Annotated in this window: 20 protein-coding genes; 3 read left to right on the plus strand and 17 right to left on the minus strand. The window is 69.2% G+C overall.

Annotation, left to right across the window (positions count from 1 at the left end; all coding sequences use genetic code 11):
* Positions 1 to 2 precede the first annotated feature (2 nt).
* From metG to RN51_RS04705, 7 genes are read right to left on the minus strand one after another with little or no spacing between them, the layout of a single operon-like run.
* Complete coding sequence (gene metG / locus RN51_RS04675; protein ID WP_045262886.1) at positions 3 to 1,595, minus strand: methionine--tRNA ligase; 1,593 nt, start codon at positions 1,593 to 1,595, stop codon at positions 3 to 5.
* 39 nt (positions 1,596 to 1,634) lie between these two features.
* Positions 1,635 to 3,176 carry a molybdopterin-dependent oxidoreductase gene (locus RN51_RS04680; RefSeq protein ID WP_045262887.1) on the minus strand — a complete coding sequence of 514 codons (1,542 nt, stop codon included), beginning with the start codon at positions 3,174 to 3,176 and terminating at the stop codon, positions 1,635 to 1,637.
* Between the two features lie 19 nt (positions 3,177 to 3,195).
* Positions 3,196 to 4,365 carry a glycoside hydrolase family 1 protein gene (locus RN51_RS04685; RefSeq protein ID WP_045262888.1) on the minus strand — a complete coding sequence of 390 codons (1,170 nt, stop codon included), beginning with the start codon at positions 4,363 to 4,365 and terminating at the stop codon, positions 3,196 to 3,198.
* Positions 4,366 to 4,406: 41 nt separating this feature from the next.
* Positions 4,407 to 6,134, minus strand: a complete 1,728-nt coding sequence (locus RN51_RS04690) for an ABC transporter ATP-binding protein (RefSeq protein ID WP_052674585.1) — start codon at positions 6,132 to 6,134, stop codon at positions 4,407 to 4,409.
* Entirely contained in the window at positions 6,131 to 7,045 is a 915-nt protein-coding gene (locus RN51_RS04695; protein WP_045262889.1) for an ABC transporter permease, read from the minus strand. The genes RN51_RS04690 and RN51_RS04695 overlap by 4 nt, the downstream gene beginning before the upstream one ends.
* A complete protein-coding gene (locus RN51_RS04700) occupies positions 7,042 to 8,022 on the minus strand; it encodes an ABC transporter permease (RefSeq protein ID WP_045262890.1) in 981 nt (326 codons plus the stop codon). Before RN51_RS04700 ends, RN51_RS04695 begins: the two co-directional genes overlap by 4 nt.
* Positions 8,019 to 9,698: an ABC transporter substrate-binding protein gene (locus tag RN51_RS04705; RefSeq protein WP_045262891.1), complete on the minus strand. Its 1,680-nt coding sequence runs from the start codon at positions 9,696 to 9,698 to the stop codon at positions 8,019 to 8,021. The genes RN51_RS04700 and RN51_RS04705 overlap by 4 nt, the downstream gene beginning before the upstream one ends.
* Before the next feature lie 164 nt (positions 9,699 to 9,862).
* Here RN51_RS04705 and RN51_RS04710 point away from each other — a divergent pair, with 164 nt between their 5' ends.
* The gene (locus tag RN51_RS04710) at positions 9,863 to 10,204 is read left to right on the plus strand and encodes a hypothetical protein (RefSeq protein ID WP_156149089.1); all 342 of its coding nucleotides are present in this window, start codon (positions 9,863 to 9,865) and stop codon (positions 10,202 to 10,204) included.
* Here the strand turns inward: RN51_RS04710 and RN51_RS04715 are convergent.
* The gene (locus tag RN51_RS04715) at positions 10,201 to 11,331 is read right to left on the minus strand and encodes a LacI family DNA-binding transcriptional regulator (protein WP_231579215.1); all 1,131 of its coding nucleotides are present in this window, start codon (positions 11,329 to 11,331) and stop codon (positions 10,201 to 10,203) included. The genes RN51_RS04710 and RN51_RS04715 overlap by 4 nt on opposite strands.
* Positions 11,328 to 12,155, minus strand: a complete 828-nt coding sequence (gene rsmI / locus RN51_RS04720; RefSeq protein WP_045262893.1) for a 16S rRNA (cytidine(1402)-2'-O)-methyltransferase — start codon at positions 12,153 to 12,155, stop codon at positions 11,328 to 11,330. The genes RN51_RS04715 and rsmI overlap by 4 nt, the downstream gene beginning before the upstream one ends.
* A 62-nt stretch (positions 12,156 to 12,217) precedes the next feature.
* On the opposite strand from rsmI, the gene RN51_RS04725 reads away from it, so the two are divergent.
* Positions 12,218 to 13,771: a dolichyl-phosphate-mannose--protein mannosyltransferase gene (locus tag RN51_RS04725; RefSeq protein ID WP_052674586.1), complete on the plus strand. Its 1,554-nt coding sequence runs from the start codon at positions 12,218 to 12,220 to the stop codon at positions 13,769 to 13,771.
* Here RN51_RS04725 and RN51_RS04730 read toward each other — a convergent pair.
* The 8 genes from RN51_RS04730 to RN51_RS04765 form a co-directional block, all read right to left on the minus strand.
* A complete protein-coding gene (locus tag RN51_RS04730; RefSeq protein ID WP_045262894.1) occupies positions 13,726 to 14,910 on the minus strand; it encodes a Cmx/CmrA family chloramphenicol efflux MFS transporter in 1,185 nt (394 codons plus the stop codon). The genes RN51_RS04725 and RN51_RS04730 overlap by 46 nt on opposite strands.
* 197 nt (positions 14,911 to 15,107) lie before the next feature.
* The gene (locus RN51_RS04735) at positions 15,108 to 15,590 is read right to left on the minus strand and encodes an Lrp/AsnC family transcriptional regulator (RefSeq protein WP_045262895.1); all 483 of its coding nucleotides are present in this window, start codon (positions 15,588 to 15,590) and stop codon (positions 15,108 to 15,110) included.
* 2 nt (positions 15,591 to 15,592) lie between these two features.
* Positions 15,593 to 17,020, minus strand: coding sequence for an amino acid permease (locus tag RN51_RS04740; protein WP_045262896.1), 1,428 nt, complete (start codon positions 17,018 to 17,020; stop codon positions 15,593 to 15,595).
* Positions 17,017 to 18,084 (minus strand): histidinol-phosphate transaminase, encoded by a 1,068-nt coding sequence (gene hisC / locus RN51_RS04745; protein WP_045262946.1) that lies wholly within the window; start codon positions 18,082 to 18,084, stop codon positions 17,017 to 17,019. Before hisC ends, RN51_RS04740 begins: the two co-directional genes overlap by 4 nt.
* 163 nt (positions 18,085 to 18,247) lie before the next feature.
* Positions 18,248 to 18,982 carry a formylglycine-generating enzyme family protein gene (locus RN51_RS04750; protein WP_045262897.1) on the minus strand — a complete coding sequence of 245 codons (735 nt, stop codon included), beginning with the start codon at positions 18,980 to 18,982 and terminating at the stop codon, positions 18,248 to 18,250.
* Between the two features lie 29 nt (positions 18,983 to 19,011).
* Positions 19,012 to 20,814, minus strand: a complete 1,803-nt coding sequence (locus RN51_RS04755) for a thioredoxin domain-containing protein (protein ID WP_045262898.1) — start codon at positions 20,812 to 20,814, stop codon at positions 19,012 to 19,014.
* A 34-nt stretch (positions 20,815 to 20,848) separates the two neighbouring features.
* Complete coding sequence (gene msuE, locus RN51_RS04760) at positions 20,849 to 21,418, minus strand: FMN reductase (protein WP_045262899.1); 570 nt, start codon at positions 21,416 to 21,418, stop codon at positions 20,849 to 20,851.
* Positions 21,419 to 21,506: 88 nt separating this feature from the next.
* On the minus strand, positions 21,507 to 22,343 hold the full coding sequence (locus RN51_RS04765; protein ID WP_045262900.1) for an aldo/keto reductase: 837 nt from the start codon (positions 22,341 to 22,343) through the stop codon (positions 21,507 to 21,509).
* 87 nt (positions 22,344 to 22,430) lie between these two features.
* Between RN51_RS04765 and RN51_RS04770 the strand changes: the two genes are divergently transcribed.
* On the plus strand, positions 22,431 to 23,189 hold the full coding sequence (locus tag RN51_RS04770; RefSeq protein ID WP_045262901.1) for a hypothetical protein: 759 nt from the start codon (positions 22,431 to 22,433) through the stop codon (positions 23,187 to 23,189).
* Positions 23,190 to 23,221: the final 32 nt, after the last annotated feature.

The raw sequence follows: 23,221 nt of genomic DNA on the forward strand, positions 1-23,221 counted from the left end.
GCTCAGGCCGCGGACTCCACCCGCGGGAACAGCGGTGCCAGGCCGTTGACGCTGGTGCCGGGGCGCAGCACGCCCCAGGCTCCGGCCTCGCGGATCGGCTGGTCCTGCAGGCGGCCGAGGGTCTCCGCGGCGCCGAGCGCGATCCAGAGCTTCTCCGTCGACTGCGGCATCACCGGCGAGAGCAGCACGGCGAGCGCGCGCAGGCCCTCGGCACAGGTGTACAGCACGGTGCCGAGGCGCTCGCGCTGTTCCTCGTCGCCGCTGTTCGCCTGCTTGGCCAACGCCCACGGCTCGTTCGCGGTGATGTAGCCGTTCAGTGCGTCCACGATGGTCCAGATCGCCGAGATCGCCTCGTCGATGCGGAAGTTCGCGATGGCCGCATCCGCGTTCGACGCGGCATCCGCCACGATCTTCTGGATCGCGAGGTCCTTCTCGGTGTACTCGGCCGCCGGCGGCACGACACCCTCGAAGTACTTCTCGATCATCGCGGTGGTGCGCGAGGCGAGGTTGCCGAAGCCGTTCGCGAGCTCAGCCTGGTAACGGGCGGACAGGTCCTCCCACGAGAACGAGCCGTCCTGGCCGAACGCGATCGCGGACAGGAAGTAGAAGCGGTACGCGTCCGAGCCGAAGACATCGGTGATCTCGGTCGGCGCGATGCCGGTGAGCTTCGACTTCGACATCTTCTCGCCGCCGACCAGCAGCCAGCCGTGCGCGAAGACGCCCTTCGGCACGTCGAGTCCCGCCGCCATCAGCAGCGCGGGCCAGATGACGGCGTGGAAGCGCAGGATGTCCTTGCCGACCACGTGGTACGCCGGCCAGCGGCGCGCGAAGGTCTCCTCGTCGGAGCCGTACCCGACGGCCGTGGCGTAGTTGAGCAGCGCGTCGACCCACACGTAGATGACGTGCGACTCGTCCCACGGCAGCGGGATGCCCCAGTCGAAGGTCGAGCGGGAGATCGAGAGGTCCTTGAGGCCCTGGCTCACGAACGAGACGACCTCGTTGCGCGCCGAATCGGGCCGCACGAAGTTGGGCTCGGTCTTGTACAGCTCGAGCAGCCGGTCCTGGAACTCGCTGAGCTTGAAGAAGTAGTTCTTCTCCTGCAGCAGCTCCAGCGGCTTGGAGTGGATGGCGCAGACCTTCAGTCCCTCGAAGGGTCCGGTGCCGTCGACGATCTCCGATTCCGGCTTGAACTCCTCGCAGCCCACACAGTAGAGCGCCTCGTACTCGCCCGCGTAGATGTAGCCGCGATCGTACAGGCGCTGGAAGAACGTCTGCACGTTCGTCTCGTGCCGCTCCTGCGTGGTGCGGATGAAGTCGTCGTTCGCGACGTCGAGGGTCTCCAGCAGCGGGAACCAGCTCTCGCTGACGAGCTTGTCGACCCACTCCTGCGGGGTGACGCCGTTCGCCGCCGCGGCCCGCAGCATCTTCTGACCGTGCTCATCCGTGCCCGTCAGCATCCAGGTGTCATCACCCGCCTGGCGGTGCCACCGTGCGAGGGTGTCGACGGCCACCGTCGTGTACCCGTGGCCGATGTGAGGCACGTCGGACGGGTAGTAGATGGGCGTGGTGATGTAGAAGGATTCGCCTGCGGGCATGGAGCAATTCTAGGTGGCCCGGCGCGGGTGTTTACGCGCTCAGGCGACGGAGACATCGATGCGGTGCCATCCCTGCGCGCCGTCGGGCGCGGGGGCGGCCGGATCCGATGTCTGCGTCTCGCCGTCGGTGCTCAGGGCCCGACACTCGATCGTGTGCGCCCCGCTCTCCGCCGTCCAGTCGAGGCTCCACTGCACCCAGGTGTCGTCCGAGATGGCGGCGGCGAGCTCCGCGCGACGCCAGGGTCCTTCGTCGATGCGCACCTCGACCCCGGCGATGCCGACGTGCTGCTGCCACGCCATCCCTGCGATCACCGCGTCACCGGCCGGGATCGACTGTCCGCGGCGCGGGACGTCGATGCGCGACTGCAGCTTGATGGGTCCGTGATCGGACCATCCCCGTGTCGTCCAGTAGGCCGTGGCGCGGTCGAATCTCGTGACCTCCAGCTGTGTGACCCACTTCGTGGCCGACACGTAGCCATACAGCCCGGGAACCACCATCCGCACCGGGAAGCCGTGTTCGATCGGCAGCGGCTCGCCGTTCATGCCGATCGCGAGCAGCGCGTCCCGATCGTCGGTGAGCGCCTCGAGCGGTGTCGACGCCGTGAAGCCGTCCACCGAGGTCGAGAGCACCATGTCGGCGTCCACGTCGACGCCCGCACGCGCGAGCAGCTCGCGGATCGGCACACCCAGCCAGCGGGCGTTGCCGATCAGAGATCCGCCCACCTCGTTCGACACGCAGGCGAGTGTCACATCCGCCTCCTGCATCGGCATGGCGAGCAGCTCATCCCAGGTGATCCGCACCTCCCGGTCGACCATCCCGTGGATGCGCAGGGACCAGTCGGCCGGATCGACCTGCGGAACGATCAGCGCCGTGTCGATGCGGTAGAACTCCGCGTTCGGGGTGACCACCGTGGCGAGGCCGGGGATGTCGAGCTCCGCCCCTGCGGGAACCGCCGCTGCGGGAGAGGCCGCTTTCGGAAGCCGCAGGGCATCGCGGACCGCCTCGATCGAACGGCTCGCGCCGCGGGCGACGTTGCCGATGATGAGGGCGATCGCCCCGGTCGCCGCGACACCCGCCGTCCACAACAGGAACCGTCTCCGATCCTCGCCGTCCGGACGCAGACCGGCGACCGGACGCAATCGAGCGATGAGGAGACGCAGCACGACCACCGCGACGAGGCCGGCGATCAGCCCGGGGAGCCAGGCGAACGGGCCCGAACCGGGGCGGATCATGGCGGCGACGACCGCGAGTGCCCCGAGAGCGCCCAGGATCAGCGCGCCGATGCCGGACCGCCGCCGCTCCAGGATGCCGGCGACGGCGGCGACGACCACGAGCACCAGGGCGATGCCCACGATCAGCGCCACCTTGTCGCCGGTGCCGAACAGCGCGATCGCGGTGTCCTTCGCCCAGCTCGGTGCGAGGTCGATGAGTCCGCTCCCGATCACCGCGAACGGGCTCGCACTCGGCTCGACCACAGCGGCGACGAGCTCCGCCAGCCCGACGGCGAGGAACGACGCGCTCAGCCCGGCCGCAGCCGAACGGAGCGTGTCGTCCCTCGTCGCGTGCTGTGCGTTGGTCATGACCCGAGGGTAACCCCGCTCACAGCCCGTTGCGCCGTGCGACCTCTCCCAGCCAAGCGAGCGAGGGCTTCGGGAACCGCTCGAAGGTCTCGTGGTCGAAGCCGATCAGCCCGAACGTGGGTCGGAAGCCGCTGGCCCACTCGTAGTTGTCGAGCGCACTCCAGTGCTGGTAGGCCCGCACGTCGATGCCGTCGGCGATCGCGCGATGCAGTCCTTCCAGTGCTCCCTGCGTGTAGGCGACGCGTCGGGTGTCGTCGGCGGTCGCGATGCCGTTCTCCGTGACGAGGATCGGCACCCCGCCGCTGCGCTCCCAGGCGCTGCGCACTCCCATCTCGAGCGCGTCGGGGAAGAACTCCCAGCCGGTCAGCGTCGTCTCCACCTCGTCCGACACCGGCAGCGGTCCCTCCGGGCCGATGAACGTGCGCGTGTAGGCCTGCACGCCGACGAAGTCGTCTCCGGCGGACTGCTCCAGGTACCAGTGGTCGCGCGGGTCGCCGTACGTGGCGAGCATCTCGTCCGCTCCCGGCTCTCCGGTGGAGTGGAACGCCTGTGTGGCGATGGTCCATCCCGCCTTGACCCCCGGCACCGAGTGCAGGATCTCGGTGGCACGGTGGTGCGCCTTCAGCAGCGTGTCCGCGACACCCAGGTCGGGGTTCGGCAGGCCGTAGGCGACGAGGTTCGCGGCATCCTCTCCCCCGGCCAGCATCGCGGCGATGTTCGGCTCGTTGATGGTGCACACGTAGTCGACGCCGTCGAGGATCGGCAGCACGGTCTCGACGTAGCGGGAGAACAGGTCCACCGCATCGTCCGCGCGCCAGAATCCGTCTTCCTGGAACCACTGCGGCACCGTGAAGTGCATGAGCGTGACCGTGGGGTCGAGTCCGTTCTCACGCGCAGTGTCGATCATGCGGCGGTAGTGGTCGAGCATCGCCCGCGAGACGAAGCCGCGCTCCGGCTCGATCCGCGCCCACTCGACCGAGAAGCGATAGGAGTTCAGCCCCGCCTCGGCGAGCAGCCGCATGTCCTCCGGATAGCGGTGGAAGTGGTCGGCGGCGTCGCCGGAGGGCTCCACCATGGGCGAGTCGGGCGCGTGTTCCATCGCCCACCAGTTGCTCGTGGTGTTGTTGCCCTCCACCTGGTGGGCGGCGGTCGCGGCGCCCCAGAGGAAGCCGTCGGGGAATGTGAGCACGGATGCGCTCCTCTCTCTTTCTTGCAGTCGTTCGTCGCGTGTCAGCGGGCGCGGGCAGGGTTCGGCACGGCGTCGAGCAGCTCGACCGTGTACGGGTCCTCCGGATGCTGGAGCACCTGCGACGTCTCGCCGCGTTCGACCACCCGGCCCCCGTTGAGCACGAGGATGTTCTGGGTCACCAGTCGTGCACTCAGCAGGTCGTGCGTGATGTAGAGCATGCTGATGCCCCACCGCTCGCGCAGATCCTCCAGCAGCGCCAGCACTCCGGCGCGGAGCGACACGTCGAGCATCGAGACCGGCTCGTCGGCGATCAGCACCTGCGGGTCGCTCGCGAGCGCCCTGGCGATCACCACGCGCTGGCGCTGTCCTCCGGAGAGCTGGTGCGGCAACTTGGCCGCGAACTGCTCGACGGGCGTGAGCCCGACCGTCTCGAGCAGCTCGAACACGCGGGCCCTGGCCTCCGGACCGCGCAGCTTCGTGTAGTTCACGACCGGCCGAGTCAGGGCGTACTCGACCGTGTGCAGCGGGTTGAGCGCCGCATACGGGTCCTGGAACACCATCTGCACGTCCTTGCGCAGGTCGCGCAGGCCGTGGCGCTTGAGCGTCGCCACGTCGATGTCCCCGAAGCGGACGGTGCCGGAGGTGGGCTTCTCGACCCCGGTGAGCATCTTGGCGATGGTCGACTTGCCTGAGCCGGATGCACCGACCAGGGCGAGCGCCTCCCCCGGTTCCAGCCGGAACGACACGTCGTCGACCGCGGTGACCGCGCTCTGTCCGCGACGCGGCGCAGGGTAATGCTTCGAGACGCCCTCGACCACGATCGCCGCATCCGCCCGACGGGTGTCGCGCGACGACACGGTCGGCAGCGTCTCGGTGACGTCGGTCCTGGAACGTCCCTCACGACGCCGGGTGCCTGCGTCGAGGAAGCCGGGGATCTCGATCTTCTCCGCGCGGGGGTCGGCGTAGTGACTCAGCAGCATCCGGGTGTAGTCGTCCTGCGGGCGCTCGAGGATGTCGATGCTCCTGGCGTCCTCGACGATGTGACCCTCGTGCATCACCATCACCCGGTCCGTCGCCTCCAGCACGATGCCGAGGTCGTGACTGATCAGGATCGCGGTGAAGTGCTCGGACCGCTGCAGCTCCTTGATCGTGTCCATGACCGCGTGCTGCACCAGCACGTCGAGCGCGGTGGTGGGCTCGTCGAACACCATCAGCTGCGGTTCGAGGGAAAGCGCGAGGGCGATCGAGGCGCGTTGGCGCATGCCGCCGGAGAGCTCACCCGGGAAGCGGGCGAGCACCGCCGCATCGAGGCCGACCTTGCCCACGAGCTCCCGGGCTCTGGCATCGCGCGCGTCCTTCGACACGTGCCCGTGCGCGGCGAAGATGTCGCGGAAGTGGTTGCCGATCGTGCGCACCGGGTTGAGCGCGTTCATGCCCGACTGCAGCACCATTGCGAAGCCGCCCTGGCGCTGACGGCGCAGCTCCTCGGCGTCCAGCTCGCGGATGTCACGTCCTCCGAACAGGATGCGTCCTCCACTGATCCGCGCCGGGGGCTTCTGCAGTCGTGTGAGCGCGAAGCCGAGCGTGGACTTGCCGGAGCCGGATTCGCCGACCAGTCCGACGAACTCGCCACGGCGCAGGGAGAACGACACGTTCTCGACGGCGGTGACGGGTTTCGTACCCGGCGAGGCGTACTCCACCGAGAGATTCTGCACGTCCAGCAGGATGTCGTTGTCGCGCACGTCGATGTTCCCGGTCATGGCGGTCATCGCCCCTTCCCCTCTCGCAGACGCGGATTGGAGATGCCGTCCACGCCGAAGTTGATCAGTGTCAGGCTGAGCGCCAGCAGGGCGATGCACAGACCGGGGGCGAACAGCAGCAGCCACTGTCCGGTGAGCAGCGAGTTGGAGTTCTGCGCCCAGTAGAGCATGGTGCCCCAGCTGACGATGCTGGAGTCGCCGAGGCCGAGGAACTCCAGCCCCGCCTCCGCCAGGATCGCCGCCGTCGCCGCGCCGAAGAGGGTGCCGGCGATGATCGACGTCATGTTCGGCAGGATCTCGCGGAACACGATGCGCGTCCTGCTGTCGCCCGAGAACTGCGCCGAGGTGACGAAGTCGTTCCCGCGCAGCGACTGCGTCTGGCTGCGGAGCACACGCGCACCCCACGCCCAGCCCGTCACGACGATCACCGCGATGATCATCAGGATGCCGCCGTTCTGCAGGTAGGCGGCGATCACGATCATCAGCGGCAGACCGGGGATCACCAGGAAGAGGTTGACGATGAAGCCGATCACCTCGCCGAGGAAGCCTCGCATGTAGCCCCAGCTGAGGCCGATCAGCACCGCCACGATCGTGGACAGGATTCCGGCGGCGAAGCCGACCAGGAGGCTGACCTGTGCGCCGTAGATGAGTTGACTGAGCACGTCCTCACCGGCAGCCGTGGTGCCGAGCCAGTGCTCCCAGGAGGCGTCGGCATTGCGCTCGAAGCCGTTGTCCTTCGCACCGTACGGGGCGAGGAGCGGAGCGAAGACCGCCACCAGCACGAAGAAGGCGAGGATGCACAGTCCGAGCCGCGCCTTGCCGTTGCTCCAGAGCGTGGCGACCATGCGTCCGAAGGCGCGCCACGGGCTGGGCGCGGCGATGCGCTCGGCGGGGATCTTGACGTTCATGGTGGAGGTCATCGGCGAGTCCTCGGGTCGAGAACCCCGTAGAGGATGTCTACGAGGAAGTTGGCGATGAGCACGCTCACGGTGATCATCAGGAAGAGCGCCTGCATGAGCGGGTAGTCCTGCCCGATCACGGCGTTGAACAGCAGGTATCCGATGCCGGGATAGCCGAAGACCTGCTCGACGAGGATCGATCCGCCCACCACGCCGCCGAGCGTGAGCCCGAATCCGGTGAGGTTCGGCAGGATCGCGTTGCGGGCCGCGTACCGGAGGGCGATCGTACGCCCTCGCAGACCGTTCGCCTCGCCGAAGGTGATGTAGTCCTCGCCGAGGGTGTTGATCATGGCGTTGCGCATCCCGATGATCCATCCACCGAGCGAGGTGAGCAGGATCGTCAGGGCCGGCAGGAACGCATGGCTGATGAGGTCGCCGAGGAACTCCCAGGTGAACCCGGGCGTCGTGGTCGCGGAGTAGGCCCCCGTGGTCGGGAACCAGTGCAGCACGTAACCGAAGAAGAACAGCAGCAGCAGCGCAGTCCAGAAGTAGGGGAACGTGCTGAGGAACGATCCGGTCAGCGTCGGGAGTGAATCGAGCCACGTACCGCGGCGCCAGGCGGCCATCACTCCGATCAGGGTGCCGATCACGAACGCGAGGATCGTGACGATGCCGACGAGCCCGATCGTGTAGGGGAAGGCCGTCGAGACCATGCTCGACACCGACTGCGGGTAGAACGTGTACGAGACGCCGAAGTCGAGCCGCACGACCTGACCGAGATAGGCGATGTACTGATCCCACAGCGACCCGGTCGGAACACCGAGCTGCGCCTCGATGGCCGCACGCGTGGCATCCGATACCGGCCCGTTCTGGGACAGCTTGGCGATGGCGGCGTCCGCCGGAGAGCCCGGCATCATCCGCGGGAGGAAGAAGTTCAGGGTGATCGCGGCCCACAGGGTGAGCACGAAAAGGCCGAACTTCTGGAGCACGTACTTCACTTGTCGCCCTCCTGCACTCGCTTCAGCCGGGTGAAGATGCCCAGCGGCGCGGAGTCGTAGTTCTGCGGGATCATGTAGGGGTCTTCCTCACTGGGCCAGCCGGTGAACTTCGCGTCGCTGAACAGACCCCAGATGCCGCCGTAGTAGAGGCCGATCACGGGCATCTCGTCGTAGACGATGCGCTGCAGCTCCTTGACGATCTCGGTCTGGCGGGCGGAGTCGACGGTCTCGCGGTACTCGGCGAGCAGCGCATCGACCTCGGGAGACCGGTATCGCTCGAAGTTGTTCGCCGTGGCCTCGCCGGATGGAACGTAGAACTCGCTGGAGAGCAGGTTGTTGTACGCCTGGTAGATGTCGCCGTTGCCCATGCCGCCGATGGCCATCTCGAAGTCGCCGTTGCTGATGGCGCTCTGGTAGCCCGCGGGCTGCGGGAGCTTGAGGGTGACCTTCACGCCGACCGCCGCGAGCTGGCTCTGCACGGTCTGCGCCGCGCGCGTCCAGTCGGAGTAGCCGTTCGCGGTGGTGAGGGCGAACTCGAGCTGCTGGCCGTCGGCCCCGACGAGCCGATCGCCGTCGAGCGTGTAGCCCGCTTCTGCGAAAGCCGCCAGCGCTGCGTCTCTGTCCTGCGTGATCATGCCCTTGTCGGGGATGCTCGGGTCGAGGTACTGCTCCTGGTTGGGCAGGATGAGTCCGGTCTGACCGGCCGGCTTCATGTAGCCCTCCGAGGCGGTCTCCGCGATCTCGTCGCGGTCGAGCGAGAGGGCGATGCCGCGGCGCACGTTCACGTCATCGAAGGGCGCGACCTCCAGGTTCGGCATGAGCGCGATCACGCCGCCCGGCGGGAACCACCAGCTGTTGTGCTCGCTCGCCGCACCCCAGGTGCCCTCGACGTCGGAGATGAAGGAGTAGGCCCAGTCGTAACCGCGTGTGACGGTGTCGAGCTGGGAGTTCGTGGCGGGGAGGATGATGTGCTCGATCTCGATCGAGTCGGCCTGCCAGTAGTCGGGGTTCTTGTCCATCGAGTACTGCTGGTCGTTGTAGTTGCCGAGCACGAATGGTCCGGTTCCGACCGGATTCTCGTTGCGGTAGGTACCCGGATCCTTCACATCGGCCCAGAGGTGCTCGGGGACGATCATGGTCTGTCCCAGGATCGACAGCGAGGGGGCGTCTTCGGTCTTGAGGTGCAGCACCACGTCGTCGCCCTCGGTCTCGACGCTGTCGAGGTGCTGCCACGCGCCCTTGATGTCGAGGGACGGGTTGTCCTTGAGCAGCTGGAAGGTGAACGCCACGTCATCGGGCGTCAGGTCTTCGCCGTCGCTCCAGGTGACGCCGTCGCGGATCGTCATGACGATGGTGCGGGCGTCGGGCTGGCTCCACTCGGAGGCGAGCCAGGGGTTCTGCGTGCCGTCGAGCGGGTTGATCAGGATCAGCGGCTCGTAGATCCACCGGGACGCGGTGCGCGTGTTGGTGAGATACGGGTTGAAGTTCTTCGTGAAGAACGGGTTGCCCTTGTCGGCGTTGATCAGCATCGTGTCGGCACCGATCGAGGGATCGGGCTGGGATGTGATCTGGATGCTGCAGCCGCTGAGCGCGACCGCCACGGCCGCGAGGCCCACGATCGCCGCTCTGCGCCAGCGCTGCATCACGCGCCCTCTCGGCGTTGTGCCCTCTGACATCTGCCACCTCATGTCGTCTCTGTCATGACCGGCGACCGACGCCGCCTCACAGATTGTAAGCGCATACATTTTGCGATCGCAACCCCTTGACACCGGCGCGGCGAGCGTTTCCGGCCGGTCAGACGGGCGGATGGAGGCGGGGGAACGCGTTCTAGGGTGGTGGCATGAGCTCCCGAACCAGGCCGGCTGGCAGCGTGCTCAGCACGGTGCTCTGGGGCGTGCAACTCGCCGTGGCCGGAGTGCTCAGCGCTGTCGTCTACTTCATGCGCATCTCCGTTCCTCGGTGTGATCAGCTGTGCGACTTCGAGCTGCTGGATGCGACAGGCAACGTCTTCGCCGGTTTCGCTGTATTGCTCTTCATCGCTGTCGGAGCACTCCGGATGCTGCTCCCCGGCCCTTCGCGATGGTGGATGCCCGCGGGCGGAATCGCGCTCACGATCGTGGGGGCGGCCATCGCCGTTCACGTGAGTAAGATCGCTTTGCTCAGCGGACCGGTGCTGCCCTAGCCGGGGAGGTCAGGCGGGCGCTGCGAGCTCTCGCGCAGCAGGATCTGCAGGGGCAGGCGAGCCACGACGGGCTCCGCTTCCGCGCGCTCGAGGCGGCGGGCCAGCACCTGCACGGCCGCGCGTCCGAGATCGATCATCGGCTGCCGGATCGTGGTCAACGGCGGGTGTGACAGGGCGGCGGCCTCGATGCCGTCGAAGCCCGTCACGAGCACGTCTTCCGGCACCCGGATGCCCGCACCGCGGAACACGTCGAGCGCGCCGAGCGCCATCTGGTCGTTCGCGGAGATCAGCGCGGCCGGCGTACCCACAGCGAGAAGGCCCTCGGCCGCCCGCCGGCCGGATGCTCTGGTGAAGTCACCGCGCAGCACGGTCACGTCGTCGAGGCTGCGCCCTGCTCCCGCCACCGCAGCGGCGAAGCCGTCCCAGCGCTGCAGACCGTCGGGAGAGTCCCCCGGCCCCGCGAGGAAGGCGAGCCGCCCGTCCCCCACCTGGGTCAGCACGTGCCGGGTCAGCTCCGCCATCGCCTCGGCGTTGCTCACGGTCACATGGTCGTAGTGATCTCCGCGCGGCGGCCCCGAGAGCACCACCACGGGGATCCGTCGCGCCAGGCGGGCCAGGACGTCGTCCGGCACGCTGCTCGCGAGCACCATGAGCCCGTCCACCCGACCGGCCATGTCGCGCACGGTGGAGCGGTCAGGATCATCGCGACCGACACCGACCATCAGCACGAAACCCTGCTTCCATGCTTCGAGCTCCGCACCGCGCAGCACCTCGTCGAGGAACAGCATCGAGGTGTGGCCGCCCACTGGATCGTCTTCGTCCTCCTCGCGGACGATCGCGAACGGAGGCGCGTCCTCCTCGGCGGCGGAGAACGCATCCAGCGGCGGGGCGTCCTCCGCGGCGTCGAAGCCGGGGAAGTACAGCCCCAGAACCCCGGTGCGCCGCTCGGCGAGTCCGCGGGCGCTGCCACTGGGGACGTACCCGAGAGCGGTCACAGCATCCAGCACGCGCTCCCGCGTGACCGGACGCACCGCGTCCGGTGAGCGCAGCACACGCGAGACCGTGGCGATCGAGACGCCGGCCCGATCGGCCACGTCATAGACGGTCGCCGCCTTGCTCACGCTCACGCCCCTCCGGAGCGGGCGGCGAGAGCAGCCTGGTAGAGGTCGCGGGAGGAGAGACCGGTGAGGGCGGCGACCTCCGACGCGGCATCCTTGAGTCGGACACCGTCGGCGACGAGCGTCTGCACCTGCGCGAGGGCGTCCTCCGGAGAGGCGTCGCGGCGGGAGGCGCCTTCGACCACGATCACGATCTCGCCCTTGACGCCGTCCTCGGCCCACGCCACGAGCTCGGACGCCGTGCCGCGACGCACCTCCTCGTAGAACTTCGTGAGCTCGCGGCACACGGCGATGCGACGCTCGTCACCGAACGCGGCACCCATGTCGGCCAGGGCACTCGCGAGACGTGCAGGCGACTCGAAGAAGACCATGGTGCGGGGTTCGGACGCCAGGGCGCGAAGGGTCGAGCGCCGCTCCCCCGGTTTGCGCGGCAGGAAGCCCTCGAACGTGAAGCGATCGGTCGGCAGGCCAGAGATCGCCAACGCCATCAGCACCGCGCTCGGCCCAGGGATCGCGGTCACGGTGACGCCCTGGGCGACGGCTTCGGCGACCAATCCGTATCCCGGGTCGCTCACGGTGGGCATCCCGGCATCGCTCATCACGACGATGTCGGTCTCCGCGGCGAGCGCCGCCAGCTCCGCGGCCTTCTGCTTCTCGTTGTGGTCGTGCAGGGCGATCAGGCGCGGGCGGTTGTCGATCTCCAACGCCTTGAGCAGTCGCTGCGTGGTGCGGGTGTCCTCGGCCACGACGACCTCGGCGTTCTCCAGCACCTCCACGAGGCGACGCGACGCGTCGCCGAGGTTTCCGATCGGAGTGGCGGCGAGGATGATCACCCGCCCAGCTTAGGCGGGCAGGATGCAGCCGACGGAGAAGGCTCGTTGTCTAGGCTGGACCGGTGACCGCTCCTGTGCCCCTGCTCCCCGCTCCCGAGGAGCGGTCGACGCGCTACGGGCAGCTCCGCGACCGCCTGCTGCGGGATCCGGACTGGGGACGCGCGATCCGCTGGCTCGCACCGTTGGTGATCACCGCGATCGCCGCGCTCCTGCGCCTGATCAACGTCGCCCACCCGCACCAGCTCGCCTTCGACGAGACCTACTACGTCAAGGACGCCTGGTCGCTGTGGACACTGGGCTACGAGGGCACCTGGGGCGAGAACGCCAACGACGCGTTCGTCACGCTGCAGCAGCTGCCGCTGTCCGAGCAGGGCGCGTTCATCGTGCACCCCCCGCTCGGCAAGTGGCTCATCGCGCTCGGCATGGCGATCGGCGGACCCGACAACAGCGCGGGATGGCGCCTCGCCACCGCGGTGCTCGGCACCGCCTCGGTGCTGCTGGTCTACCTGATCGCCCGCCGCCTCAGCGGATCCGTCGTCGTCGCGAGCGTGGCGGGGACGCTGCTCGCGATCGACGGGCTCAGCATCGTGATGAGCCGCATCGCCCTGCTCGACGGCATCCTGACCTTCTTCGTGCTGCTGGGCGTGCTCTTCGTGATCATCGACCGGCAGCGGACGATGCCCGTGCTCGAGAGACGCGACCCCGATCGTCCCGACCCGTTCTGGGGGCCGGTGCTCTGGCGTCGACCCTGGCTCGTCGCCGCAGGACTGGCGCTCGGGGCGGCCTCGGCTGTGAAATGGTCGGGCCTGTACGTGCTCGCGGGATTCGGCCTCTACGTCGTCATCACCGACGCCCTCGCGCGGCGCCGCGCCGGAGTGGTCCTGTGGCCGACTGCTGCGGCGTTCCGCCAGGGTCCGGTCTCGTTCGTGCTGCTCGTCTTCCCCGCCGCCGCCGTGTACCTGGCGAGCTGGACCGGGTGGCTGGTGACCGCCGGAGGATACGACCGGCAAAGCGACCCCAACCCGCTCGTCGCCCTGTGGAAGTACCACGAGTCGATGCTCGGCTTCCACGTGGGCCTGACTCGAGGGCACCCCTATGCGAGCCCGGCGTGGGAGTGGCCCTTCCTGCTGCGCCCCACCGCGGTCTGGGTCGACTCCGACCCCACGGGCTGCGGCACCGACCACTGCATCGGCGCGATCTCGGCGATCCCGAATCCCCTCATCTGGTACGCGGGCGTCGCGGCGTCGGTCTACCTGCTGTACCGCCTGGTGCGGGGCTGGATCACGAAGCAGCCGGTCGGTCCGGAGCTGAGCATCCCCCTGGTCGGCCTCGCGGTGACGTACCTGCCGTGGCTCATGTTCCCCGAGCGCACGATCTTCCAGTTCTACACGGTCGTCATGATGCCGTTCCTCGTGATCGCGCTGGCGATGACGCTGCGGATCATCGCGGGCAGACGCGAGGATCCGCTGCACCGTCGACAGTCGGGCGAGCGTACCGTGATGATCTTCCTCGCCTTCGTCGTGCTGGTGTCGGCGTTCTTCCTGCCCCTGTGGACCGGGATGAGCGTGCCCTACGACTTCTGGCTGCTGCACAACTGGCTGCCCGGCTGGGTGTGACGCGTCAGCAGCAGGATCGCGAGAGCGGCGGCTGTCAGGCCTGACGCGACCCAGATCGGGGCGAGCAGCCCCCACCCCGCGCTGAGCGCGACCGCACCGAGCACCGGCCCGATGGCCGCGCCGACGTTCAATGCCGCCGTGGCGTACGAGCCACCCATCGTGGGCGCACCCGATGCGGCGTAGAGCACGCCGGTGATCACCGTGCTCCCGACGGCGAAGGACAGCACGCCCTGCACGAAGACGAGCACGAGGAGCGCGGCCGGGGCGGAGGCGAACGCCGCCAGCACGACCCAGCCCGCCAGCAGCAGCGGTCCACCGACGAAGAGCACGAGCCCGGGGCGCCGGTCAGAGAGCCGGCCCGCGAGCGCCACGCCGAGGAAGGAACCGATACCGAACAGCACCAGCGCCGCCGACACCCAGATCTCCGCAAGACCCGCCGTCTCGGTGACGACGGGGGCGAGGAAGGTGAAGGCCGCGAAGGTGCCGCCGTTGATCAGCGCCCCGATGCCCATGGGCAGCAGGAGCATCGGCGTCGCCAGCTGACGGAGTTCTGCGCGGAGGCGCGGTGAGGATGCGGTCTGCTCCGCCGAGCCGACCGCATTCGCGACGCCGCGCACGACGCCGATGATCGCCGGAGCGCACAGGAGAGCGACCGCCCAGAAGGTCGCCCTCCACCCCAGGGCCGAGCCGAGCAGAGACCCGGCCGGCACTCCGGCGACCGTGGCGACCGTGGTGCCGGCGAGCAGGATCGACAGCGCCCGCCCCTTCCTGTCGGCCGGAACCATGGCCGTGGCCGCGCGCAGGGCCACCGCGAGGAAGCCCGCGTTGGCGAGCGCCGCGAGCACACGGCTGAGGAGCAGCACCGGGAACATCGGGGTCAGTGCTCCGACGACGTGGCACCCGGCGAACAGCACGAGACACGCGACCAGCGCGCGTCGGGGCGGCCATCGGCGCGCCGAGGCCGCCATCATCGGCGCGCCGACCACCATGCCGACCGCGAAGGCCGAGGTGAGCAGACCCGCGGTGCCGACGGAGACGTCGAGATCGGCGGCGATCGCGGGCAGGAGACCCGCGAGCATGAATTCGGACGTGCCCATGACGAAGACGGCAAGGGCGAGCAGATAAAGGGCAGAGGGCATGGCAGTACTCCGAGGTGAGAGATCAAGAAGGGGGCTTCTCGTCACCACGGCCGGCATCCGGGGATGCACCAGTCCGCGCCTCCGCGCTGCGGAGGCGCAGCTACAGGATCGTCGCTATCGGCGCACGGGGCCGGCGGTGTGACCGACGGCCCCCGACGCGTCTGACTCGGGACTCGACATGCTCGAACTCTACCGCGCTACAGCACCTCGTCCGTCGCGACGTGTTCGACCAGAGGGAGCACCCTCCCGGAGAGGTGCGTGCGCATCGCGATCGATGAGGCGGTGCGGGCGACCCCCGGCACCAGAGCGACCCGATCGAGCACCTCCTGCAGCCGCGTGGCATCGCGCGCCACCAGTCGCAGCTGCATATCACTCGCGCCCGTGACGGTGTGCATGTCGACGATCTCGGGGACGGCGTCGGCCAGAGCCGTGGCCACCTCGTCATGCCCGACCTTCTGATCGATCTCGACCAGGCAGAAGGCGACCACACCGTAGCCGAACCCGGCCGGATCGATGCGCGGCACGATCGCCTCGATCACCCCGCCCTCGTGCAGCCGGGCGAGTCGGCTGGTCGCCGTGCCGCGGGCGATGCCGAGCCGCCGCGCGCACTCCAGGATCGGAAGCTGCGGCGACTCGGTGAGCAGTCGGATGAGCTGGGCGTCGAGGCGATCGATGCGCATCGTCACTCCCGCGGGACGCCGGGCCTCGCCACGCCCCTGGTCGCACGTGCGACGAGGAGGAGCACGGCAGTGAGCCCGAGTGTCAACAGCAGCTGGATGCGTGCGGCCTCATCGATCATCGCGAGGGCGATCACTGCCGCGAGCAGCACCAGGCACAGCCACGACAGCCAGGGGAAGCCCCACATCCGCATCGGCATCTCCTCCCCGTCCCGATCCGCACGACGGCGGAGGATGATCTGCGCCACCGCGGTCGCGGTCCAGATCACCAGCAGCGTCGAGCCGACCACGTTGAGCAGGGCCGGCAGCACCACATCGGGGAACGCCCAGTTGAGTCCGACCGTGACGAACCCGAAGGCGACGGAGGCCAGCACCGCGACGAACGGCACGCCCTTGAGGCTCGTGCGGGTCGCGGCCAGAGGAGCGAGGCCCCGCTCCCCCAGCGAGTACGCCATGCGGGAGGCACCGTAGATGTTGGCGTTCATGGCTGAGAGCAGCGCGACGATCACGATGAGGTCCATCACGAGGCCGACGCCCGGCACGTTGAGGGTCTCGAGCACCGCGGAGAACGGACCGGCCTTCACCGCGGGGTCGTTCCAGGGCAGCACCGCGACGATCACGAAGATCGACCCGACGTAGAAGACCATGATGCGCACCAGCACCTCGCGCACGATGCGGCGTATGTTGCGCGCGGGGTCGTTCGACTCGGCAGCGGCGATCGCCACGACCTCGGTGCCGCCGAACGCGAAGACCACGATCAGCAGGGCACCGGCGATGCCCGCGATGCCGTTCGGGGCGAACCCGCCGTTGTCGACGAGGTTCGAGATGCCGGTGCCGGGCACACCCGGGATGAGGCCGACGATGGCACAGACCCCGACGACCAGGAAGGCGATGATCGCCGCGACCTTGATCGCCGCGAACCAGAACTCGAAGCGGCCGTAGTTGCGCACGCCGAACAGGTTCACGGCCGTGAGCGCCACGACGAAGATCAGCACCCACACCCAGGCCGGGATCCCGGGGGTCCAGTTCGCCACGATCGCGCCGGCCCCCGTGGCCTCGGCCGCGATCACGACGACCAGCTGGATCCAGTACAGCCAGCCCACCGCACTGCCGGCGCTGCGGCCCATCGCCTTCTGGGCGTACGAGCTGAACGCGCCGGAGCTCGGTCTCGCCGCGACCATCTCGGCCAGCATCGCCATCACGAGCACGACGATGCCGCCGGCCACGAGGTACGAAACCAGCACGGCGGGTCCCGCGATGCTGATCGCCTGACCAGAGCCGACGAACAGGCCGGCACCGATCGCACCACCGAGCCCCATCATCGAGATCTGACGGCGCGTCAGCCCCGGGTGCAGCCCCTTCGTGGTCGTCGTGGTGGTGGGCACCTCGGTCACGGGAGTCCTCGCGTCTCCGGTCGCGCGTCCGTCAGTCATGCGTTCACCTCGGCGAGCTCGGTCTCGAGGGCGGCTTCCACCCGGTCGATGTCCTCCACGGAGCCCGAGGAGATGCGGACGCCCTCGCCGGGGAAGGCGCGTGCGACCACACCGCCCTCCTGCAGGAGCGTCTCCAACTCGGAGGTGCGCTCGGCGGATGGCACCCACACGAAGTTGGCTTGCGAACGGACCGCGGGCCATCCGGCGGCAGTGAGCACGTCGTACAGGCGGTCGCGCTGGGCGACCACCTCGTCGATACGCGTCGCGAGCTCGTCCTCGGCGTCGAGCGACGCGAGGGCAGCGGTCTGGGCGAGGTCGGTCACGCCGAACGGCACCGCCACCTTGCGCTGGTTCTCGGCGACAGCGGCCGGCGCGATGGCGTATCCGATCCGGAGCCCGGCGAGCCCGTAGGCCTTGGAGAACGTGTGCAGCACGGCCACGTGCGGGTGGCGGCGGAACAGCTCGATGCCGGCTCCCCTGCTCTCGGTGCGGTCGAAATGCACATAGGCCTCGTCGATCACCACGAGCACATCGTGCGACACTGCCGCGACGAAACGCTCCAGCTCATCGGCCCCGACGACGGTGCCGGTCGGGTTGTTCGGATTGCAGACGAAGATCAGGCGCGTGCGCGGGGTCATCGCCGCCAGCATCGCGTCGAGGTCATGCCCGTGGTCCGCGTCCAGCGGCACCGGGACGGGCGTCGCCCCGGCGATACGGACGAGAGACGGGTACGCCTCGAACGACCGCCACGCGAAGATGACCTCGTCGCCCTCGCCGGCGACCGCGTGGATGAGCTGGGCCGCGATCTCGACCGAGCCCGCACCGACGGTAACTTCGGAGACATCGACCCCGTAGCGGGCGGCGAGACGCTCGCGCAGCTTCGCGGCGCTCATGTCGGGATAGCGGTTGATGCCGTCGAGGCGCTCGCGCACGGCCTCGACGACCGACGGGAGCGGCGGGTGCGGAGACTCGTTCGAGGAGAGCTTGGAAGCACCGGCGGGAGCGGAGCGCCCCTGACGGTATGCGGGAACGGCATCGAGTCCGGCGCGAGTGGGAAGGGGCATCGTCAGAGCGTCCTTGCTGTGATCGGGTGAGGTGTCGCGCAACACTAGAACGGAATCCGGCCACTGGGCAATCGGCGCACCGGAAGCTGCGCATCTCGCGCAATCGAGCGGGCGTTCCCGGGGAAGGACTGGACACACTGCACAGCCGAAAGCCGGGAACGGCTCAGCGGGCTGCTGCCGCGAGCCGGAACCCGATGCCGACCGCGACCAGATCGGCCTCATAGGCCCCGTGACGCCGGGCGCAGCGGGCGAGATCCACATCGTGACGGAACGCGCCTCCGCGTGTGATGTGCGGATCGGCAGCCCAGTCCTCGGCGACGGGAACCTCATCCGGCGCTCCGGGGTACGGCGCGTAGCGGGTCGAGGTCCACTCGTCGACGTTTCCCGCCATGTCGAGCACCCCGAACGGACTCGCGCCGTCGGGGAACGAGCCGACGGGCGTCGTCGTTCCGAGCCCGAGGTCGAACAGGTTCGCGCGGCCCGTCTCGTACTCGTCACCCCAGGGGAACTCACGGGTGTCGTCGCCGCGCGCTGCGCGTTCCCATTCGTCTTCGGTGGGCAGTCGTGCGTCCACTGCGAGCTCTGCCCCGATCCACGCGGCAAAGGCGGTGGCCTCGTCCCAGGACACCCCGACCACCGGATGGTCGTCGATCCCGGGGATGGCTCGGGCGTGCGTGGAGTCAGCGAACGCGGCCCACTGCGCGACCGTCACCGGAGTGCGGGCGAGACGGAAGGCAGGGACGAAGATCCGAGTGCGAGGCGTCTCCTTCACATACCAGGCGCGCGGCACGCCGGTATCGGCATAGCGCGCTGCGAGGGCGTCGACCTGGTCGAGCGGCGTCCCCCGCCGCACGTCGCCGGCGGCGATGTCGACCCACTCGATCTGCAGCACGGCCATGCAGGTTCCTCCTCGGATCCGGGTGAGCCTCAGCGCGCGACCGACACTGCAGTGGGATCGCTGACCGGCAGGCGGCACACGAACGCCCGGCAGTCATAGGCGCGGTCCGTCGAGGCGTCCTTGCCCTCGAACAGTTCGAACCCGGCATCCGCGAACGCCCGCGCCTGGTCCGGGGTGACCACGGCGACGACCTCGGCGTCCGCGCCTCGGCCTGCGAGAGCGAGGGCGCTGTCCACCGCGCCGGTGACCACGACGAGCTGACGGGGCGGAACGGCGAGACCGGCGGCCACCCGCAGCAGGGTGCCGTGGGCGAACGGCTGCTCCAGCGACCTGGTGGCGAGCGCGCTCACCGTCGAGACGGCCGCTTCGCGATACCGGTCCCCCGCTCCCAGCCACCATGCGGTCAGGGCTGCGGAGGCGACCGCAGCGGCATCCGAGGGCAGGTCTCCGTCGGTCTGATCCGGCGACGTCGCGATGCCCTGGGCAGACAACAGCGGGTCATCGCCAGCCGATCCCCCGAGGGCCCGGTCGAGGATGCCGCGCGCCGTGATCGCCCACTCCACCTCGCCCGTCGCCAGCGCGAGCGTGAACAGGCCGTCGGCGAGGAGGCCGAGGTCGGCAGCGGTCGCCACCGCAGCCGATGCCCGCCCCTCCAGCGAGGTGCGCACCAGGGTACCGTCGGCATCCCGGTTGATGCGCAGCACGTGGTCGGCAGCCGCGGCGGCCGCGTCGATCCACGCCCGTTCCCCGAACGCGGCCCCGGCACGGGCGAGAGCACCGATCGCGAGACCGTTCCATCCGGTGATGACCTTGCCGTCGACCGCCGGGGGTTCCAGGGCCGCGCGCTCCGCCATCGGGCGATGGTAGTACCCGCCCTCGGAGCGCGCGCCGTCGATCGTCGACTCCGAATCCTGAGCCGCGCCGAATCCGCCGCCCTCGCGCTGGAGCACGCGCGTGAGAAACGAGGCGATACCTCGCACGGTCCGCTCGTCTCCCCCGTCACGGGCGATGTCGAGCAGCTGCGCGTTGTCAGTCAGCATGCGCTCGTAGTGCGGCACGGTCCAGTCGCGCCCGGTCGCGTAGCGGAAGAACCCGCCGTCGGCGTCGCGCAGATCGGAGGTCGCCATCGCGGCGAGCGCGCGTGCACCCGCCTCAGCGGCCTCCGGCGCGCTTTCTCGTACGAGGGGATGCTGCAGGAACCGCAGCGTGGTGGCGACGGGGAACTTCGGCGCGCCGCCGAAACCTCCGAACTGACGATCCTCCCGCGCCGCTATCACCTCCGCTGCTGTCGCGATCTGGACGACGTCGGGCAGATCCGAAGGCACGGACTCGGCTGCACGGGCGAGCGCATCCGTCACGGCATCCGCTGACTCCTCGGCCTGCGTGCGACGCAGCGTCCACGCCTCACGCACCGCGGCGAGGACATCGCGGAAGGCGGGCATCGGCGGGCGCGCCTCCGGGGGCCAATAGGTGCCTGCGTAGAAGGTGCGTCCGCGAGGCGTGGCGAACACCGTCAGCGGCCAGCCCAGGTTCTGCGTGAAGGCCGAGGCCGCCGCCATGTAGGCGGCGTCGACCTGTGGGTGCTCCTCGCGGTCGACCTTCACGGCCACGAAGCCCTCGTTGATGAGGGCCGCAGTGGCCGGATCGGCGAACGACTCCCTCGCCATCACGTGGCACCAGTGGCAGGTCGAGTAGCCGATCGAGATGAGCAGCGGCACGTCCCGCCGCCGCGCCTCGTCGAAGGCCTCCTCGCCCCACGGGTACCAGTCGACAGGGTTGTCGGCGTGTGCGCGCAGGTACGGGCTGAGGGTGTCGGCGAGCCGATTGGTCATGCCCCCCACGCTACGCCGCGTGTGGGGCCTGCGGTCAGCCGACCAGGAGTTCGACCGGACGCGAGGCCGCGTACCCCACCAGCGGCAGCGCGCGGTCGGCAGCCAGGGCGATGCGGGCCTCGAGCACCTCGGAGGTGATCTCGTAGCCGTCGAAGTCGGTGTTGCTGGCATAGACGCCGAGCGGGAGGGTGAGCGCCTGGAAGAACGCGAACAGCGGACGCAGCTGGTGCTCGATGATGAGCGCGTGCTTCTCGCCGCCGCCGGTCGCCGCGAGCAGGACCGGCTTGCCCACCAGGTCGTACTGACCGACGAAGTCGAACAGGTGCTTGAAGAGCCCGGTGAACGACGCCCGATACACGGGGCTTCCCACGATGAGCAGATCGGCGGACTCGATCGCCTGCAGCTGCGCCTCGACCTCCGGCGGCAGCTGGTCACGCTGCAGCGCGCCGGCCAGCCCAGGTCCGATCTGCGTCAGCTCGATGAGCTGCGACTCGATGTCGGCGCGCTCGCCGATGGCGGCCGTGATCGCGCGGACGAGGGCGGTCGTCTTACTGGGCTCGTGCAGGGATCCCGACACGGCGACGACACGGTACGGAGCTGTCATGCCTCGACGGTACTCACGACGACGCCCCGTGTCGCGCGCTGCGACACGGGGCGTCATGTGGGCCCGAAGGCCGCACCTCACGGGCGGATCAGTTGACCTCGTCGGGGTGCGAGCCCACGCGGCCGGAACCATCGAGCGGGTCGAGAGCATCGATCGCCGCGATCTCGGCGTCGGTCAGCTCGAACCCGAACACGTCGAGGTTCTCGCGCAGGCGCTCGGCGCGCACCGACTTCGGGAACACGATGATGCCCTTCTGCAGGTGCCAGCGAAGCACCGCCTGCGCCGGGGTGACCCCGTGAGCGGCAGCGGCATCCGCGACAGCCGGGATGCCGAACAGGTCGTACTTGCCCTGGCCGAGCGGACCCCATGCCTCGATGCGCACGTCGTTCGCGTCGGCCCAGGCGACCTCTTCGCGGCGCTGGTACGCCGGGTGCAGCTCGATCTGGTTCACGGCCGGGACCACACCCGTCTCCTTCACGGTGCGCTCGAGGTGCGGCACCAGGAAGTTCGACACACCGATGCTGCGGGTGAGGCCCGCCTCGCGCAGCTCGATCAGCTTCGCGAACGCGTGCACGTAGTCGTCCTTGGCCGGGGTGGGCCAGTGCACCAGGTAGAGGTCGACCTTCTCGAGACCGAGCTTCTCGAGGCTCTCGCCGATAGCGGCGCGGGGCTCGTCGTCGTGGTGACGGTCGTTCCAGAGCTTCGTCGTGACGAAGAGCTCGTCACGGGGGATACCCGAGGATGCGATGGCAGCGCCCACGCCTTCCTCGTTGCCGTAGATCGCGGCGGTGTCGATGTGGCGATAGCCGATCTCCAGGGCCTCGCTCACCGCCTTCTCGGTCTCCGCCGGCGGCACCTTGAAGACGCCGTAGCCCAGCTGGGGGATGGAGTTGCCGTCGTTCAGTTCGAGTGCAGGAATCGTCATATCTCCAGCCTATGACCTGTGATGACAGGTGGGACAGAGTTCGGAGGAGAGAGTTCCATTGACCGGCTTTCCGTAGGCTGGGGATCGATGAACGAGCGCGACGCCCCGAGCGACGAGGAGTACCTCCCGCCACCGCCCCCGACACCTGTCGCCGATGCGCCGGAGATCGATGCGCAGGACGCCCGTGATGATGAGACTCGGATCGTCGCGGCCACCAGGCGACGCAGTCGGGCGATCATCATCCTGGTCATCGTCATCGCCGCCCTCCTGCTCCTCGGCACGATCGCGACGAATCTCCTTCTCGCCGCCGGTCTGCGCGCGGAGATCGGCGAGGGACGCGAGAACGTGCCGTCGGCGTCCGCATCCCCGGACGGCTCCGCATCTCCGAGCGCGTCCGGGGTGACGGCGGAATGCGGCGAGCTCTGCGCCGCGGCCGTCGCCGAGATCGGCACCGCGGGCGGCGACTGGAAGCTCGAAGGCGAGTGGGCGGACACTCCGAACGACCTGGGCTCACGCGATGCGGCGACAGCGGTGTTCCGCTCCGATACCGGTCGCGCCACCCTGGTCGTACTGCAGTTCCCCTCGGATGAGGAGGCTGCTCACGCTGCCGTCGACCTCCGTGCCAGGATCGGCGACCCCACGTACACGGAACAGGTTTTCGACGACGGCTCGGGCACCCGGTACGACTTCGACGGCGCGATCGTGAGCCGCGTGGTGTGGCACCTGGACGCACAGTCGCAGCCGCACACCCCTGGCCGCCTCTACATCGTCGAAGCTCCGGCGAACGCTGCCGACAGCTTCGCCGACCAGAGCGCCTACCGGCTGTATCTCGCGCTCCCGCTCTAGGACCCGGCAACCACCGCTCAACCCGCTCGCTG

This window comes from Microbacterium oxydans (genome assembly GCF_000956405.1).
In the GTDB taxonomy this organism is placed as follows: domain Bacteria; phylum Actinomycetota; class Actinomycetes; order Actinomycetales; family Microbacteriaceae; genus Microbacterium; species Microbacterium oxydans_C.